Annotated in this window: 15 protein-coding genes; 10 read left to right on the forward strand and 5 right to left on the reverse strand. The window is 74.5% G+C overall.

Annotated elements, in window-relative coordinates:
- Positions 1-271 precede the first annotated feature (271 nt).
- Positions 272-1,036 (forward strand): NAD(P)-binding domain-containing protein, encoded by a 765-nt coding sequence (locus tag IE330_RS00740; protein ID WP_229925242.1) that lies wholly within the window; start codon positions 272-274, stop codon positions 1,034-1,036.
- Between the two features lie 121 nt (positions 1,037-1,157).
- Here IE330_RS00740 and IE330_RS00745 read toward each other — a convergent pair whose 3' ends face one another.
- Entirely contained in the window at positions 1,158-1,715 is a 558-nt protein-coding gene (locus IE330_RS00745) for a TetR/AcrR family transcriptional regulator (protein WP_190133811.1), read from the reverse strand.
- Between the two features lie 202 nt (positions 1,716-1,917).
- On the opposite strand from IE330_RS00745, the gene IE330_RS00750 reads away from it, so the two are divergent.
- Together IE330_RS00750 and IE330_RS00755 are read left to right on the forward strand one after the other, a co-directional pair.
- A complete protein-coding gene (locus tag IE330_RS00750; protein ID WP_190133812.1) occupies positions 1,918-2,589 on the forward strand; it encodes a molybdopterin-dependent oxidoreductase in 672 nt (223 codons plus the stop codon).
- 174 nt (positions 2,590-2,763) lie between these two features.
- Positions 2,764-4,026 (forward strand): styrene monooxygenase/indole monooxygenase family protein, encoded by a 1,263-nt coding sequence (locus IE330_RS00755; protein ID WP_190133813.1) that lies wholly within the window; start codon positions 2,764-2,766, stop codon positions 4,024-4,026.
- 80 nt (positions 4,027-4,106) lie between these two features.
- Here IE330_RS00755 and IE330_RS00760 read toward each other — a convergent pair whose 3' ends face one another.
- Positions 4,107-4,298, reverse strand: coding sequence for a hypothetical protein (locus IE330_RS00760; RefSeq protein ID WP_190133814.1), 192 nt, complete (start codon positions 4,296-4,298; stop codon positions 4,107-4,109).
- Positions 4,299-4,487: 189 nt separating this feature from the next.
- On the opposite strand from IE330_RS00760, the gene IE330_RS00765 reads away from it, so the two are divergent.
- Positions 4,488-4,688 carry a hypothetical protein gene (locus IE330_RS00765; RefSeq protein WP_190133815.1) on the forward strand — a complete coding sequence of 67 codons (201 nt, stop codon included), beginning with the start codon at positions 4,488-4,490 and terminating at the stop codon, positions 4,686-4,688.
- A 78-nt stretch (positions 4,689-4,766) separates the two neighbouring features.
- On the opposite strand, the gene IE330_RS00770 is transcribed toward IE330_RS00765, so the two are convergent.
- On the reverse strand, positions 4,767-5,909 hold the full coding sequence (locus IE330_RS00770; RefSeq protein WP_190133816.1) for a baeRF2 domain-containing protein: 1,143 nt from the start codon (positions 5,907-5,909) through the stop codon (positions 4,767-4,769).
- A 451-nt stretch (positions 5,910-6,360) separates the two neighbouring features.
- Here IE330_RS00770 and IE330_RS00775 point away from each other — a divergent pair, with 451 nt between their 5' ends.
- Both IE330_RS00775 and IE330_RS00780 read left to right on the forward strand, forming a co-directional pair.
- Positions 6,361-8,634, forward strand: a complete 2,274-nt coding sequence (locus IE330_RS00775; RefSeq protein WP_190133817.1) for a catalase — start codon at positions 6,361-6,363, stop codon at positions 8,632-8,634.
- 388 nt (positions 8,635-9,022) lie between these two features.
- The gene (locus IE330_RS00780; RefSeq protein ID WP_190133818.1) at positions 9,023-9,490 is read left to right on the forward strand and encodes an MSMEG_6728 family protein; all 468 of its coding nucleotides are present in this window, start codon (positions 9,023-9,025) and stop codon (positions 9,488-9,490) included.
- On the opposite strand, the gene IE330_RS00785 is transcribed toward IE330_RS00780, so the two are convergent.
- Positions 9,457-11,040 (reverse strand): MFS transporter, encoded by a 1,584-nt coding sequence (locus IE330_RS00785; protein WP_229925243.1) that lies wholly within the window; start codon positions 11,038-11,040, stop codon positions 9,457-9,459. The two genes, IE330_RS00780 and IE330_RS00785, sit on opposite strands and share 34 nt — an antisense overlap.
- Before the next feature lie 442 nt (positions 11,041-11,482).
- Between IE330_RS00785 and IE330_RS00790 the strand changes: the two genes are divergently transcribed.
- The 4 genes from IE330_RS00790 (at position 11,483) to IE330_RS00805 (ending at position 13,337) form a co-directional block, all read left to right on the forward strand.
- Entirely contained in the window at positions 11,483-12,283 is an 801-nt protein-coding gene (locus IE330_RS00790; RefSeq protein ID WP_190133819.1) for a GNAT family N-acetyltransferase, read from the forward strand.
- A 57-nt stretch (positions 12,284-12,340) separates the two neighbouring features.
- Positions 12,341-12,535 carry a hypothetical protein gene (locus IE330_RS00795; RefSeq protein ID WP_190133820.1) on the forward strand — a complete coding sequence of 65 codons (195 nt, stop codon included), beginning with the start codon at positions 12,341-12,343 and terminating at the stop codon, positions 12,533-12,535.
- A gap of 84 nt (positions 12,536-12,619) precedes the next feature.
- Positions 12,620-12,979, forward strand: coding sequence for a DUF6479 family protein (locus tag IE330_RS00800; RefSeq protein WP_190133821.1), 360 nt, complete (start codon positions 12,620-12,622; stop codon positions 12,977-12,979).
- A 46-nt stretch (positions 12,980-13,025) separates the two neighbouring features.
- A complete protein-coding gene (locus IE330_RS00805; protein ID WP_190133822.1) occupies positions 13,026-13,337 on the forward strand; it encodes a hypothetical protein in 312 nt (103 codons plus the stop codon).
- Positions 13,338-13,473: 136 nt separating this feature from the next.
- Here IE330_RS00805 and IE330_RS00810 read toward each other — a convergent pair whose 3' ends face one another.
- On the reverse strand, positions 13,474-14,283 hold the full coding sequence (locus tag IE330_RS00810) for an SDR family oxidoreductase (protein ID WP_190133823.1): 810 nt from the start codon (positions 14,281-14,283) through the stop codon (positions 13,474-13,476).
- Between the last annotated feature and the right edge of the window lie 54 nt (positions 14,284-14,337).

Raw genomic sequence — 14,337 nt, forward strand, 5'->3', positions numbered from 1 at the left:
CCTCCGCGGGATCGGTGCGCGTGCCCTCCGCGGGCCCGGCCGCATCCGTTGCTCGGGTCGTCACAGAAACCGCTCCCGGGATCGGCCCACCGCGGTCGGCGGGCGGTCGGGATCATCACAGCGCGTCGAAGGGCCGGATGTCGACGCAATTTCCGCGCCGGGGGCGGGCCACCGTCCGCACACCACCAACGTCATCATGGAGGCACACCAAGGGACTTCACCTCTCACCGAGGCCCGCCCCCGGGCCCCCCACCTCATGGAGGCACACGCAGTGGAACGCATCGGCATCATAGGAGTGGGCGAGATCGGCCGGGCCCTGGTGGCGGGCCTGTGCGACGGGAGCGGCCCGTCGCCGGAGGTGTTCCTGTCCCCCCGGGGCGCCCGCACCGCCGCCGAACTGGCCGGGCGCCACAAGAACGTGCGGGTGTGCGCCGACAACCAAGAGGTCGTGGACCGCTCCGAACTGGTCGTCATCGCCGTACGCCGCCAGGACCGGCACGCGGCCCTGTCCGGTCTGCGGGTGGGCGGCGACAAGACGGTGGTCAACGTCATGGCCGGGGTCGGCAACGACGAGCTGCGCCGGACCCTGGACACCGCGGCCCCGCTGGTGCGGGCCATTCCCCTGCCGGCCGTCCGCGAGCGCCGCTCCGTCACGGTGGTGTACCCCTCGCACCCCGAAGTGGACGCCCTCTTCACGCGGTTGGGCGGTGTGCTCCCGGTCGCGGACGAGGCGGCGTACAACGTGTTCTCGGCGCTGACGGGGACACTGACCGCCCACTACGCGTACCTCGCCACGCTCACGACGTGGGCCGCCGGGCACGGCGTCGACCCCGGCGAGGCCGAACGCTACGTCCGCGGTCTCTTCCAGGGCGTCGGCCGCTCCCTCGGGGACGAGTCCCGCTCCCTGCACCAGCTCGCGGCCGACCACGAGACCCCGAACGGGAGCAACGAACGCATCCGCACCACGTGGTTCGACACCGCCACCTCCGAGGCGCTCAAGAAGGCCCTCGACGGCCTCCTCACCGACCTGTCGTGACCGACCTGTCGTAACCAACCTGTTCTCCCCGGCCTGTTCTCACCGGCCTCCCGCAACCGACTTGTCGTAGCCCGTGGGCGCGAACGGCCGGGGTCAGGGACGCGTGCCGCATCACGTGACGTCAGCGCAACAGGCGTTGCTGGATGAGTTCCATGACCTCGGCCGCGCTGCGGCCGCCGTGGTCGACGGTCAGCAGCCGGTTGCCGATCCACACCGTGAAGCAGAGCGTGCAGCGGACCTCGACCTCCTCGGGGTCGGCGCAGAAGCCGCCGAACAGGCGGCGCAGATAGTCCATCCGCCGGTTGTCGACCCGCCGCAGCCGCTCCGCCACCGCCGGGTCGCGCCGCGCCCAGTCGCGTACCGCGGAGTCGGTGTGGAGGTCCGTGAGCAGGCCGTCGCCGGACGCGGCGAGGGAGAACAGCCGCCGCAGCCTGGTCCGCGCGTCGCCGCCGCCCGCCTCGACCTTCTCGATCACCGCCGTGGTCACGTCCCGCTCCCAGGCGTCGAGCATGTCCTCCAACAGGGCCTGACGGCCGGAGAAGTGCCAGTAGAAGCCCCCTCGGGTGACGCCGAGCGCCTGGGCGAGCAGCTCGATCCGTACCGCTTCCACCCCGCCGTCGCGCAGCGCCCGCAGGCCCTCGGCGATCCAACTGCCGCGCGGCGTACGCACCGTGGCCATGACGCAGGTCACCTCTCCGCCTTCTGTACAGCACTGTATGGATCAGCCTACTGTCGTTGTCCATACAGCACTGTACGGATCAGGGGTGCGCTGCCGCACCGCCGCCCGGCCCCCGGGCCCCGGCCCGGACACCGGGCTCCGGCACCGCGCCCGGGGCGCGCCGAGGTGACGCCGTGCGACACCCGCCCCGTGGAGGACCGACATGACGCTTCCCCCGGGCCAACGTGCCGCCGACGGGTTCCCGCGCTTCGGCACCCATCTCCACCGCCCGCCCCCGCCGGTCCCCGCCGACCCGGTGATCGTGATCGGCGGGGCCCTGACCGAGACCCTCACGCTGTCCGTGGCGGACCTCGCCCACCTGCCGCGCAGGGAGCTGCGGGCCGACTTCCACTGCGTCGCCGGGTGGTCGGCCACCAACCTGCTGTGGGAGGGGGTCGCGTTCGGGCCCTTCTACCGCACCCGGATCGAACCGCTGCTCAGGCCGGGCGCGCGGATCAGCCATGTCGTGTTCGAGGGGCTCGACGGCTACCGGTCGACCGCGTGGCTGGAGGACGCGCTGGCCGAGGACGTGCTCCTCGCCGACCGGCTCGACGGGCAGCCGCTGGACGGCGGCCACGGCGCTCCGGTGCGGCTGGTCAGCCCCGGCCAGTACGGCTTCGTCAGTACGAAGCACCTGTGCGGCATCTCGTTCCACGCGTCCAAGCCCCCGGACTTCGACCGCTGGTCGCCCATCGCGGGACACCCCCGGGCGCGGGTCTGGCTGGAGGAACGGCACCGGCACCTTCCCGGGCGCCTGGTACGCCCCGTCTACCGGGGGCTGATCAGGCCGATCCGCTCCCTGAGCGCCCGGGGCAGCCGCGCCAAGCCGGAGTGAGGGGCGTGCCCCGCTCGGGTCGCCCCGCCGGACCGCTCGCCCCGGTCCCCCGCCGCTGCCGCGCCCTGCGCCCCGTCCGGGCGCGGGCCCGTCCGGGCGCGGGGACCCGACGCCCCGCACGGGTAGGACTGCACCGTGCCCGGCCGGTGCGGCCGGAGGCGGAAGGAGGACGAGGTGCGCAGGATCGCGATCGTGGGGGCCGGACAGGCGGGGCTGCAATTGGCGCTCGGGCTGCTCGACGCCGGGTACGACGTCACGCTGGTCGCCGACCGGCGGCCCGAGGAGGTCCGGGGCGGGCGGGTCACCTCGACCCAGCTCATGTTCGGCCCGGCCCTGCGCCTCGAACGGGCGGCCGGGCTCGCGCTGTGGGACGACACGGCGCCCGTGATGCCGGGGTTCGAGCTCAGCACCTGGGAGCCGGAGGCCGAACCCCGGGCACCGGTGCGCCGGTTCGCCGCACGGTTCGACGACGAGGTGCGCTCCGTGGACCAGCGGGTGAAGCTGGCGGCGTGGCTGGAGCTGTTCGAGGAGCGCGGCGGCCGCCCGGAGTACCGGTCCGCCGGCCCCGCCGACGTGGGGGCCCTCGCCGCCGCCCACGAGCTCACCGTGCTCGCGACCGGGCGCGGCGAGCTGTCCGCGCTCTTCGCCCCCGACCCCTCCTGGCCCCGCCACGACCGGCCCGCGCGGACACTCGCCTGCTTCTACGTGCGCGGGGGCGCGCACGACGGCTCCGACCCCGCCGCCGCGTACGTCCGCAACACCGGGGTGCCCACGACCGGTGACGTCATCATCCTGCGCGCCCTGACGGTGGGCGGCCCGTGCGACATCCTGCTGTTCGAGGGCAAGTGGGGCGGTGCGTACGACTGCTGGGCCGACCGGCCCTCCGCCGCTGACGGCCTGCGGCGCGCCCTCGGGCTGCTGCGGACGTACGCGCCGTGGGAGTACGAGCGGTTCCGCGACGCCGTGCCCACCGACGCGGGGGCCGCCCTGTACGGCGGCATCACCCCGGCGGTCCGCCGCCCGGTGGCGCGCGTGGGCGACCGGGCCGTGCTCGGCCTCGCGGACGCCGTCGCCGTCCACGACCCGATCACCGGCCAAGGCGCCAACAACGCCGCCCGCGCGGCGAGCAGTTACCTCGCCGCCATCCGGGAGCGCGGCGAACTGCCCTTCGACGAGGCGTGGATGCGGCGGACCTTCGCCGCGTACTGGGACGGCGCCCGGCACACGCACGCCTTCACCGAGTTCATGCTGCGCGAGCCGCAGCCCGACCACGCGCGCCGGGTCCTGGAAACCGCCTTCGACGAGCCGGAGGTCGCCCACCGCTTCGCCAACGGCTACGCCGATCCGCCGTCCTACGGCCCGTGGCTGCTGGACCCCGCCGGGGCCGAGGCCTACCTCGCCCGGTTCGCCGGAAGGTCCGACGCGCCGGGCTCGTAGCGCGTACGCGTACCGCCTCGGTTCGGGAGATCACCTCAGCCCTGATCACTAGGCCCAGGTGGTCGGCTCGGCCCAGGTGGTCAGCTCGGGTGGTCGGGGCGCTGCGCGGGCGGCGTGCCGCCCCCTTCGCCGCCGCCCTTGCCACCGCGGTCCGTGCCGTGGGCCCGGGAGCCGCGCCTGCTCTCCTGTGACGCCTTGAGCTCCCGGCTGTCCTGGGGAGTGCTCGCTCCCTTGTCGCTGCGCCGCATCTCCGGCTGCTGGGGGTTCGCCATGGCACTCGGCCCTTCCGTGTCGCGGTCGTGGTCCCCGCCCGCCCCACCATCGTCCGCGCTCCCCACCCCCGTCGCCACCGGACCGGGCGGACACCCGCGCCGCCATCGAGGCAGCGTGCCCGAATTTATATGTTTTGTTCGTTTGTGGCGCTGGAGGGCGGGGGAACCCCGCTGGAGGAGGTGATTGTCGTGCCCCAGCCCGGCAGCAAGAAGTACGACACCAAGCGGGCCAGGCTCCGCAAGGAGGCGGAGCGGTCGGGGATCTCCGACCAGGACGCCAACGACGCCGCGAACACGTCCTTGCAGCGGGACCCCCACTGGCAGAGCGACGGGCCGCGCACCGAGCGCGGCCGGGGCCCGAAGGGCGAACGCCCCGGGAACACCGGCTGAGACGCCGTCCCTCCGCCGCCCGAGGGCGGGACCGCCAGGCGCGGTCCCGCCCCTCCGCGCCCCGGGCGGCCGACGCCGCTAGACGGGTGCCTGTTCGTACGTCCAGCGCAGCAGGGCGCCGAGACCGCCGGACGGGACGTCCGTGCCGTCCCCGTCCGCGGCGGGAACGAGCAGGACGTCGGCGGCGGTCGCGGCGGCCGCCCGCAGCAGCGCGTCGTCGGCGCGCACCGGTGTCGCCTCGCCGCCCTCGCTCAGGGTCTGCGCGTCGGTGCGGCGCACGGCCACCTGGTCGGGCTCGCCGCCGACCCACGTCTCCTTGGCCAGGTCCGCGCCGTCGGGCCGGATGAGCAGCGTGTCGATGCGGTGCCCCTGGGCCGCCTCCACCAGCGCGGGCACGCCCTCCACCGCGTCCCCGGGGCCGTTGTCCGCGCGCCCGGCGCGGAACCGGTCGAGCGCCTCGTCGAGGCGCCGCCGGGTGTGCTGCTCCCTGGCCCGCTCGACGGCCTCCTCCAGCGCGGCGGAGGAGGAGCCCGCGGCGCGCCCGCCGTGCTCCGTCTCCGCCGTCACGTCCCGCAGGTCCTCCGGCAGTCGCTCCCGTACGGCGGGCCGCTCCCGGGGGTCGCCGACGAGCACGATCATGTCGGCGCCCGACTCCTCGTACGCCGAGGCCAGCGCCTCGGCGATCTCACCGGCGTTGTGGTCCCAGGTGTTCTCGACCTTGAGCTGGAAGTGCCGCTCGGACCAGTCGGAGGTGGCCGCCCGGTGGACCGGCCACTGCCGCCCCTCCACCTGCCCGGCGTCCCGCGGCCCCGCCGCCCCGCGCAACTCGAAGTCCGCGCCGGTCCGGTCGATGTACGCCACCAGGCACACCGGGTCCTGGCCCGCCAGCTCCACCAGCGGCGTCAGCCGGGGCAGCGGCGCCCAGCAGGCGATCTGCCGCTGCGGCGGCCGGGAGAGACGGTGGCTGAGCACCACTTCCCCGCCGGCGGCGAAGACCACGCGGCCGGCCGGGTCCTCGGCGGGGCCGACGGCCGCCAGGGCCTCGCGCACCGCTCGCGTGGTCGGCGCGTCCGCGCCCTGCCCCTCCAGCGTCCGGCACGCGTCCTGCACCGACAGCTCCCGCCGCTTCGCGCCGGCCTCGTCGTTCTGGGCGACGTCGAAGTAGACGGTGGCCCACGGGCCGGGGCGCTCGAAAAGCGGTCCCAGAAAAGACAGCCGCATGCTCTCTCCTCACTCATCCCGTTCTCAGGCTGGCGCCCTACGGGCACACACAAGGACACGCAGCAGCCTCCTTTCTAGCGCGAAAAGCCGCATACTGCGCTTTCAGGGCAGCACCGAGGGTTCCGCGGGCCACCGCGCGCCGACCCCCGGGACGCCGTTCGAGCCGCGCGCGAATGTTCCCCGTTGACGGGGTACATGGAGCGGGCAGCCGACCCGCACCCGGGCGGCGCACCGGGTCACTCCGTCGACGCGCGAGCGGTGCGGGGCCCACCACCCCGTGAGACGTTGACAGCGACGGAAACCCATACCCAGGCATACGAAGACGTACAACGACACATACGAACACACACAGACACATGCAGGTATGGCGCTCCACTCCTCCCCGTGCAGCGGCATCCCTACGCCCGGCCACCACGACGGCGGCCGGCCAGAGACGAAGGAAGCGTCCTCGATGAGTGAGGCCAACCCCCTCAAGCGGGCAGCCCAGAAGATCGCCGACGGCCTGCAGGGCGACGGCGGCACGCAGGACAGGATTCCGGGCAAGCCCGGGCCGGAGTCCCCCACGGTGGCGGAGCCGACGGAGCCGCGCGAGCCGCTGCCGCCGAAGCCGGACCAGAGCGGCCCGGACACCGTGTCGCCCACCGGCCAGCCGACCGGCGTCGAGCAGGCCCGGATGGCCCAGTCGGGCGCCTACCTGACGACCGCTCAGGGCACCCGCCTGTACGACACCGACCACTCGCTCAAGGCGGGGCCGCGGGGGCCGGTCCTGCTGCAGGACCACCATCTGCGCGAGAAGGTCATGCACTTCGACCACGAGCGCATCCCGGAGCGCGTGGTCCACGCCCGGGGCGCGGCCGCGCACGGCGTGTTCCAGAGCTACGGCACGGCCGCCGAGGTCACCAAGGCCGCCTTCCTCGCCGAGGACGAGGAGACGCCGGTGTTCGTGCGGTTCTCCACGGTCCTCGGCTCGCGCGGCTCGTCCGACACGGTGCGCGACACCCGGGGCTTCGCGACCAAGTTCTACACCAGCGAGGGCGTCTTCGACCTGGTGGGCAACAACATCCCGGTCTTCTTCATCCAGGACGCCATCAAGTTCCCGGACGTCATCCACGCGGGCAAGCCGCACCCGGACCGGGAGATCCCGCAGGCGCAGAGCGCGCACGACACGTTCTGGGACTTCGTCACCCTGCACTCCGAGGCGGCGCACCACACGCTGTGGAACATGTCCGACCGCGGCATCCCGCGCTCGTACCGGATGATGGAGGGCTTCGGCGTCCACACGTTCCGGCTGGTCAACGCCGCGGGTGAGACGACGCTGGTGAAGTTCCACTGGAAGCCCAAGCTGGGCGTGCACTCCCTGGTGTGGGAGGAGGCGCAGATCATCAACGGCGTCGACCCGGACTTCCACCGCCGGGACCTCGCCGACGCCATCGAGGCCGGCGCGTACCCGCAGTGGGAGCTGGGCATCCAGGTCTTCCCCGACACCCCCGACCAGACCTTCGAGGGCATCGACCTGCTGGACCCGACCAACCTCGTGCCCGAGGAGCTGGCCCCCGTGCAGCCGGTCGGCCTGCTGACGCTGAACCGCAACCCGTCGAACTACTTCGCCGAGACCGAGCAGGTCGCCTTCCACGTCGGCCACCTGGTCCCGGGCATCGACGTCACCGACGACCCCCTGCTGGCCGGGCGCCTGTTCTCCTACCTGGACACCCAGATCACCCGGCTCGGCGGGCCCAACTTCCCGCAGTTGCCGATCAACCGCCCGCACGCCCCCGTCAACGACATGCAGCGCGACGGCATGCACCAGACGGCCGTGCACCGGGGCGTGGCGCCCTACCGCCCCAACTCGCTCGACGGCGGCTGCCCCTTCCACGCGGGTGCCGAGACCGGGGCGTTCGTCGAGGCGCCCGTGCGCGTGCCGGAGGCCACGAAGGTCCGGCAGGCGCCGGAGTCGTTCGCGGACCACTTCAGCCAGCCGCGGCGGTTCTGGCTGAGCATGACGCCGATCGAGCGGGAGCACATCATCGCCGCCTACACCTTCGAACTCGGCAAGTGCTACGAGCAGGCCGTCAAGGAGCGGGCGCTGCAGGTCCTGGCGAACATCGACCCGGTCCTGTGCGCCGAGGTGGCCACCGGCCTCGGCCTGCCCGCGCCCGAGCCGACCGTGCCCCTGGCCGACGTCGAGCCCAGCCCGGCCCTGTCGCAGGTGGGCCGCACCTGGCCCACGGAGGGCCGGATCATCGGCATCGTCACCGGCCCCGACGGCGACCTGGAGGGCGTGGACGCGGTCCGCGAGGCGGTCCTCACCGCGGGCATGGTCCCGCTGGTCGTCGCCCCGACCGGCGGCGTCCTGGGCTCGGGCGGCGGCACGGTGACCGTGCAGCGCACCTTCGCCACCGCGCGGTCCGTCGAGTTCGACGCGATCCTGCTCGCCGGGGTCCCGAGCGCGGGCGCCGACGCGCACGGCGCCCGGGACGCCAAAGCGCTCCCCACGCTCCCGACACGGGAGGCCGGCGACCCGCGCGTCGCGCTGCTGGTGTCGGAGGCGTACCGGCACGGCAAGGCCATCGGCGCGTGGAGCGGCGGCGAGGCGTTCCTGGAGGCCTCCGGCGTGCCCGCCGCCGCGCCGGGCGTGGTGGTCGCCGACTCCGGCACGGCCGCGCTGGCCGAGCTCACCGGCCTGATGGGCAAGCACCGCGCCTGGGAGCGGTTCACCGCCGCCTGAGCAGGCCCCTCCCCGGCCCGCCCGCTGTCCCCGTCCCCGACCCCGTGCCCCGGCCGTACGACCACCGTCCCGGCCGGGGCACGGGCCGTCGCCTCCGGCCGTACGGCGGCCGTCCGGGCGGGGGCTCGGGCACCACTCCCCGGTCGTACGACCACCGTCCGGTCGGTCACCGTACGACCACCGTCCGGTCGGTCACCGTACGACCACCGTCCGGACCGGGGCACGGCCACCACCCCTTGGCCGCACGACCACCACCCCGGCCGGGCCCCGGCCACCACCCGCCCCGGTACCACTGTTCCGGCCGGGGCGTTCCGTCCGCCGCGCGTCGTGCCCGGCTCCGGGCCGGGTGCCCGCAGTGGGCGCGGCGCCCCGTCACACCAGGATGCCCATGCAGACGTTCCTGCCCTTCCCGGACTTCACCGCGTCCGCCGCCGCGCTCGACGCGCGGCGCCTGGGCAAGCAGCGGGTCGAGGCCCTGCAGGTGCTGCGCGGTCTCACGGTGCCCGGGTACGGCTGGCGGAACCACCCGGCGGTCCGCATGTGGACCGGCTACGAGGAGGCCCTCGTCCGCTACGGCCTGGACATCTGCGGCGTCTGGACGGCCACCGGCCGGGCGGACACCTGCGCCACCACGCTGCTGACCGACTTCACCGCCCACCGGCCCGACGGCGGCGTCCGTACGCAGGAGGAACTGGCCGCGGACGGCGAGCTGCCCCCGTGGCTGGGCGACCCCGCCTTCCACCGCAGCCACCAGTCGGCCCTGCGGCGCAAGGACCCCGAGATCTACGCGGCGCTGTTCCCCGGCGTCCCCGACGACCTGCCCTACGTCTGGCCCGCCTCGGACCGGACCGGCTGAACCGGGGCACCGCCCGTGCCCCGCCCCGCGGCCGACGGCAGCCAGCGGGCGACGGCCACGGCGGTCAGCAGGGTGACGGCACCGGCGAGGGCCGCCGTCGCCGTCATGGCCTGGACGAAGGCGTGCCGGGCCTCGCCGAGGACCGCGAGGCGCAGCGCGGGCGGCAGCCCGGCCGCCTCGTCCGGGACGGCCGGCAGGCTGTGCCGGGCGGCTTCGGTGACCCCACGCGGGGCCTGGAGCCCGGCCGGCGCGTCGACGAACAGCGACGTGAACACGGACGAGAGCAGGCTGCCCTGGACGGCCACGCCGAGCGCGGAGCCCACCTGGCGGGTGGCGTCGTTGACGGACGAGCCAAGGCCGGCCCGCTCGGTGGGTACGGAGTCCATCACGGACTCCGTACCGGCGGCGGCGACCAGTCCGGCGCCGAGTCCGGCGATCACCTGGAACAGGGCGCACCGCGCGTACCCCGAGGTGTCCGTGGTGGTCGTCCAGACGACGAAGGACGCCGCGACCACGAGCAGGCCGGTGACGACCGTCGCCTTGACGCCCCACCGGCGCTGGGTGAGCACCGCCGCGGCCGCCCCGAGGGCGAGACCGCCGGGCAGCGGCAGCGTCCGCACCCCGGCCGCCGAGGGGCTGTACCTCAGTACGCCCTGGAGGTACAGGGTCAGCACGAACAGCGCGCCGAACAGGGCGAACGACATCAGGGCCAGCGCGGTCGCGGCCCACCCCACCCCGGGGCGCGCCAGCAGCTCCAGCGGCAGTATCGGCGCGGGCGTCCGCTTCTCCCAGCCGACGAACCCGGCGAGCAGCGCTCCGCCCAGGACGAGCGCCCCGGCCACCGTGAGGCTCGTCCAGCCGGCGTGCGGGGCCTGGATGACGGCCCACACGAGGACGAGCAGCCCGCCCGTGGACAGCGCGGCGCCGACGAGGTCGAACGTCGCGTCGCGGCGGCCGTGGGACTCCGGTACGACCAGCAGCGCGGCCGCGACGATCACCACGGCCAGCGGCAGGTTGATCCAGAAGGCGGCCCGCCACGAGGAGTGCTCGACCACCCAGCCGCCGACGACCGGGCCGCTCAGCCCGCCCAGGCCCCCGACGGCGGCCCACGCGGCGATCGCCCGGCGGCGCAGCTCCGGCTCCGGGAACAGGCCGTGCAGCACCCCGAGCGTGGCGGGCATCAGCAGCGCGGCGCCCGCGCCCATTCCGCAGCGGGCCAGCGCCACCTGCCAGGGCTCCTCGGCCACGGCCCCGTGGACCGAGGCCAGTGCGCAGGCGGTGACGCCGAGGACGAAGCAGCGCCTGCGTCCCCACCGGTCGGTGAGCGCGCCGACGGCCAGCACCGTGCCTCCGAGCACCAGGGCGTAGCCGTCGACGATCCACTGCACCTGTGCCGTGCTGGCGCCGAGGCCGTCGCGCAACTGCGGCACGGCGACGTTGAGCACCGTGAGGTCCACGCCCAGCATGAACAGGCCCAGACACATGACGCCCGCCGCCGGGCCCCGGCGCGCGCCGGGGCCCGGCGCGAGGGGCACGCTCACGGGCCTCACGCGGCCGGCTCCCCGCCCTCGGCCGGCCCGTACGCGCCGCCGCGGGTGTCCGACAGGCCGTCGAAGGGTGGCGCGAGCCGGTCCGCCCGCGCCGCCGTCCGGTGACGCCTCCACGGGGCGCCCTTCCTCGATCTCCCCGGCATCCGGCTCAGCACGCTGCGACTCCCCTCGCTCCAGCACGTCGGCATGGCCGCCCAGCCGCGGCGGAGGTCCGCACGGGGCCGCGCCCGGCCCCACGGTCGGCAGAGGGTCACCGTGGCGGCGCGGCACGGCAAAGGAAACGCACAGCGCCGCACCGCGCCCGGCTTTCACCGGAACGAGCCACCTCCCGCCACCCCGCGGCCGACATGTCCATAAGTGAGCGGCGCGTTCGCGAAGTGGCTTACAAAGGGAGGGATTTACTCAAGGGGATTCTTCGAGCTGCACCTCACAGGAGGCTCTGATGGCGGGACGTGCCGAGGCGGTCGAATCGATGGAGCAGCTCGCCGTCGGCTGGCGGGCCCTGGTGCTCGACCGCGACGCGGCCGCCGATGTGCGGGACCTGCCGGGCATCGCGGTCCGCTGGGCCGACTGCCGGTTCGCCTTCTGGAACTGCGTGACACTGACCGAGGCCGACGCGGACGCGGGACTGCTCGCACAGCGCCTGGGCGAGGCGGCGGAGATCATGCGCGCCAAGGAGCACCCCGGTTTCCTGTGGCTCTTCGAGGACCTGCTCGATCCCGAGGCGCGCGCGGGCGCCCGGTCGGCCGCCGAGAAGGCGGGCTTCACGTACGCCTTCCCCGGCACCGGCATGGCCGGGGACCTCCTGCCCCTGCCCGAGCCGTCCCACCCCGAGCTGACGTTCGTCCGCGTGACCACGGACGAGCAGGTGCGGGCGTACGCGGACCTCAACGCGCGCGCCTACGGCTTCCCGCTGGAGGACGGCCGCGACGGGCTCGTCGGGTCCGCGCTGTGGACGAGCCAGGTGTACGCGTACCTCGGGGTGCGGGACGGGGTCCCGGTGACCTGTGCCGCGACGGTGGAGACGGACGGCCGCCTGTTCGTGGTGCTCGTCGCCACGGATCCGCGGTGGGAGCGGCGGGGCTACGGTGAGGCGGTGACGCGCAAGGCGCTGTACGAGGGCGGCCGGGCCACCGGCCTGACCCGCGCCACGCTGCACGCGACGGCGGCCGGGGCGCCGGTCTACCCCCGCATCGGTTTCGAGCCGAACACGCCGATCCACTTCTACGGCCTGAAGGACTGAGCCCTCCGACCCGCGCCCGGGTGGCGGGGCCGGGGGCGGCGGCGTAGACCTGGGTCCATGAGCGAGGACAAGACGACGTGGCATCCCGGCGAGGTCGTGCCCTCCAGCGGGATCTACGAGTGCGACTGCGGCGGGGAGCACCACTGGAGCACCGACGTGAAGGGGCACCGGTTCCCGCCGCTGCCGTCGGGGTGCGCGGGTGAGTACTGGAAGCTGGACAAGCGTGCCCACCCCGATGAAGAAGCCCCCTGACCTCGCGCCACTGCTCTCCCGCCCGACACATCCCCATACCTAATTTTTCGCTATTTTTCCGACACAGACGGGTACATCCCTTTTATGGAAGCAACGGAATGGGAACTGGCCGTCACCCACACGACCCACCTCTTCATGTGGATCGCCGGACTGGTCGTGGTCGCGGTCCTCATCGGCGCGTTCATCTGGGGGCGCCGGGTCCAGGCACGCGAGTCCAGGCGGCCCACCCCGGAGGAGCAGCCGAAGCTGCCGCCCGACGGCCCCGTCAGGGAGATCCGGGAGTACCGCGACGCGGACGAAGTGCCGCACGACGGGGGCTGGCTCACCCCGCACGAGCTCAAGGAGGGGTACGGCACGTCGAGCACGCACCCCAGCCCCTCCCAGGACGAGGCCGACCACAGGAAAGGCAGGAACAGCAGCTTCGGCGGCGGTGGCCTGGGCTGATTCCGCGCGTCGGCTTCACCTTCGGAAAGGTGGTGACTCGACAGCCATGACGGAATCCACCCCGGCACCGACGCACACCCCCTCGGACCAGCAGGTCGTCGAACGGCTGGTCCCGGCGTGGCTCGCGGAGGCGGCGGAGCACGCGCCGCGAGCGGCGGACCACGCGGAGCAGGCGTGGCGGGAAGGCCGCCTGTCCGCCGACGCGGCGCGAGAGCTGGCCGACTGGGCCACGGCCCGCGTCACGGACACGGCCTTCAACGAGGACGAGGGGCCCGTGCGGGAGGGACACACCCGCGTGACCGTGGCCGACAAGGAGGCCGTGCACCGGTGGCTCAGGGCCCGGGGTCACGACATCTGACACGGGCACCCCGCCCCGGCCACCGCCGCCTCCGGCTCAGCGCCCCTGGTCCCGCGCCCCCGGCCGCACTCCCCCGACCCCGCACCTCCCGCCCCGCTCCCCCGGCCCGCCCCCGGCCCCGTTCCTGCGGCCGGGCTCAGGGGCGCCGCCACTCGTCGCTCCGGAGGTGCGAGCCGGCCTGCGGCCCCATGCGCAGCATGCCGCCGTCCGCGACCCAGGACGCGCCCGTGACGTACGACGCGTCGGGACCGGCGAGGAAGGCGATGACGGCGGCGATCTCACGGGCGTCACCCGGGCGGCCGAGCGGGATCCCGGGGCGCTGCTCCTTGTGCACGTCCGTGTCCTCCTGCCCGGTCATGGGGGTGGCGATCTCGCCGGGCGCGACGGAGTTGACGGTGATGCCGTGCTCCGCGAGTTCGAGCGCCATCACCTGGGTGAGCAGGCCGAGGCCGCCCTTGGCGGCGCAGTAGGGGGCCGCGCCCACGCGGGGCTGGTGCTCGTGCACCGAGGTCACGTTCACGATGCGGCCGCCGCTCCCCTGCCGGATCATGCGGCGCGCGGCGCGCTGGCCGCACAGGAACGGGCCGACGAGGTCGACGTCGATGACGTGCTGGACGTCCTCGTGCGTCAGGTCGAGGTACGGGGTGGCGGTGCCGGTGCCGGCGTTGTTGACCAGGACGTCGACCCGGCCGAGCTCTTCGGCGAGGTCGTCGATGACCTGCGCCGCCTCCGCCGGGCGGGACAGGTCCATCTGGGCGACGGCCGCGCGCCGGCCGTGCCGGCCGACCTCCCGGGCCGTCTCCTCGGCGCCTTCGTGGTCGCCGTGCCAGGTGATCCCGATGTCGAGCCCGGCCTCGGCGAGGCGGACGGCGGTGGCCCGCCCGATGCCGGAGTCGGCGCCCGTGATGAGGGCCACTCGGGGGGAAGAAGGGGTGGACGCGGTCACGGGACCTCCAGGGTTTCGACTGCGGACGACGTACGGGTTTCCCCGGGTGCCCCC

Origin of the sequence: Streptomyces longispororuber (assembly GCF_014656095.1) — a bacterium.
Lineage (GTDB): Bacteria > Actinomycetota > Actinomycetes > Streptomycetales > Streptomycetaceae > Streptomyces > Streptomyces longispororuber.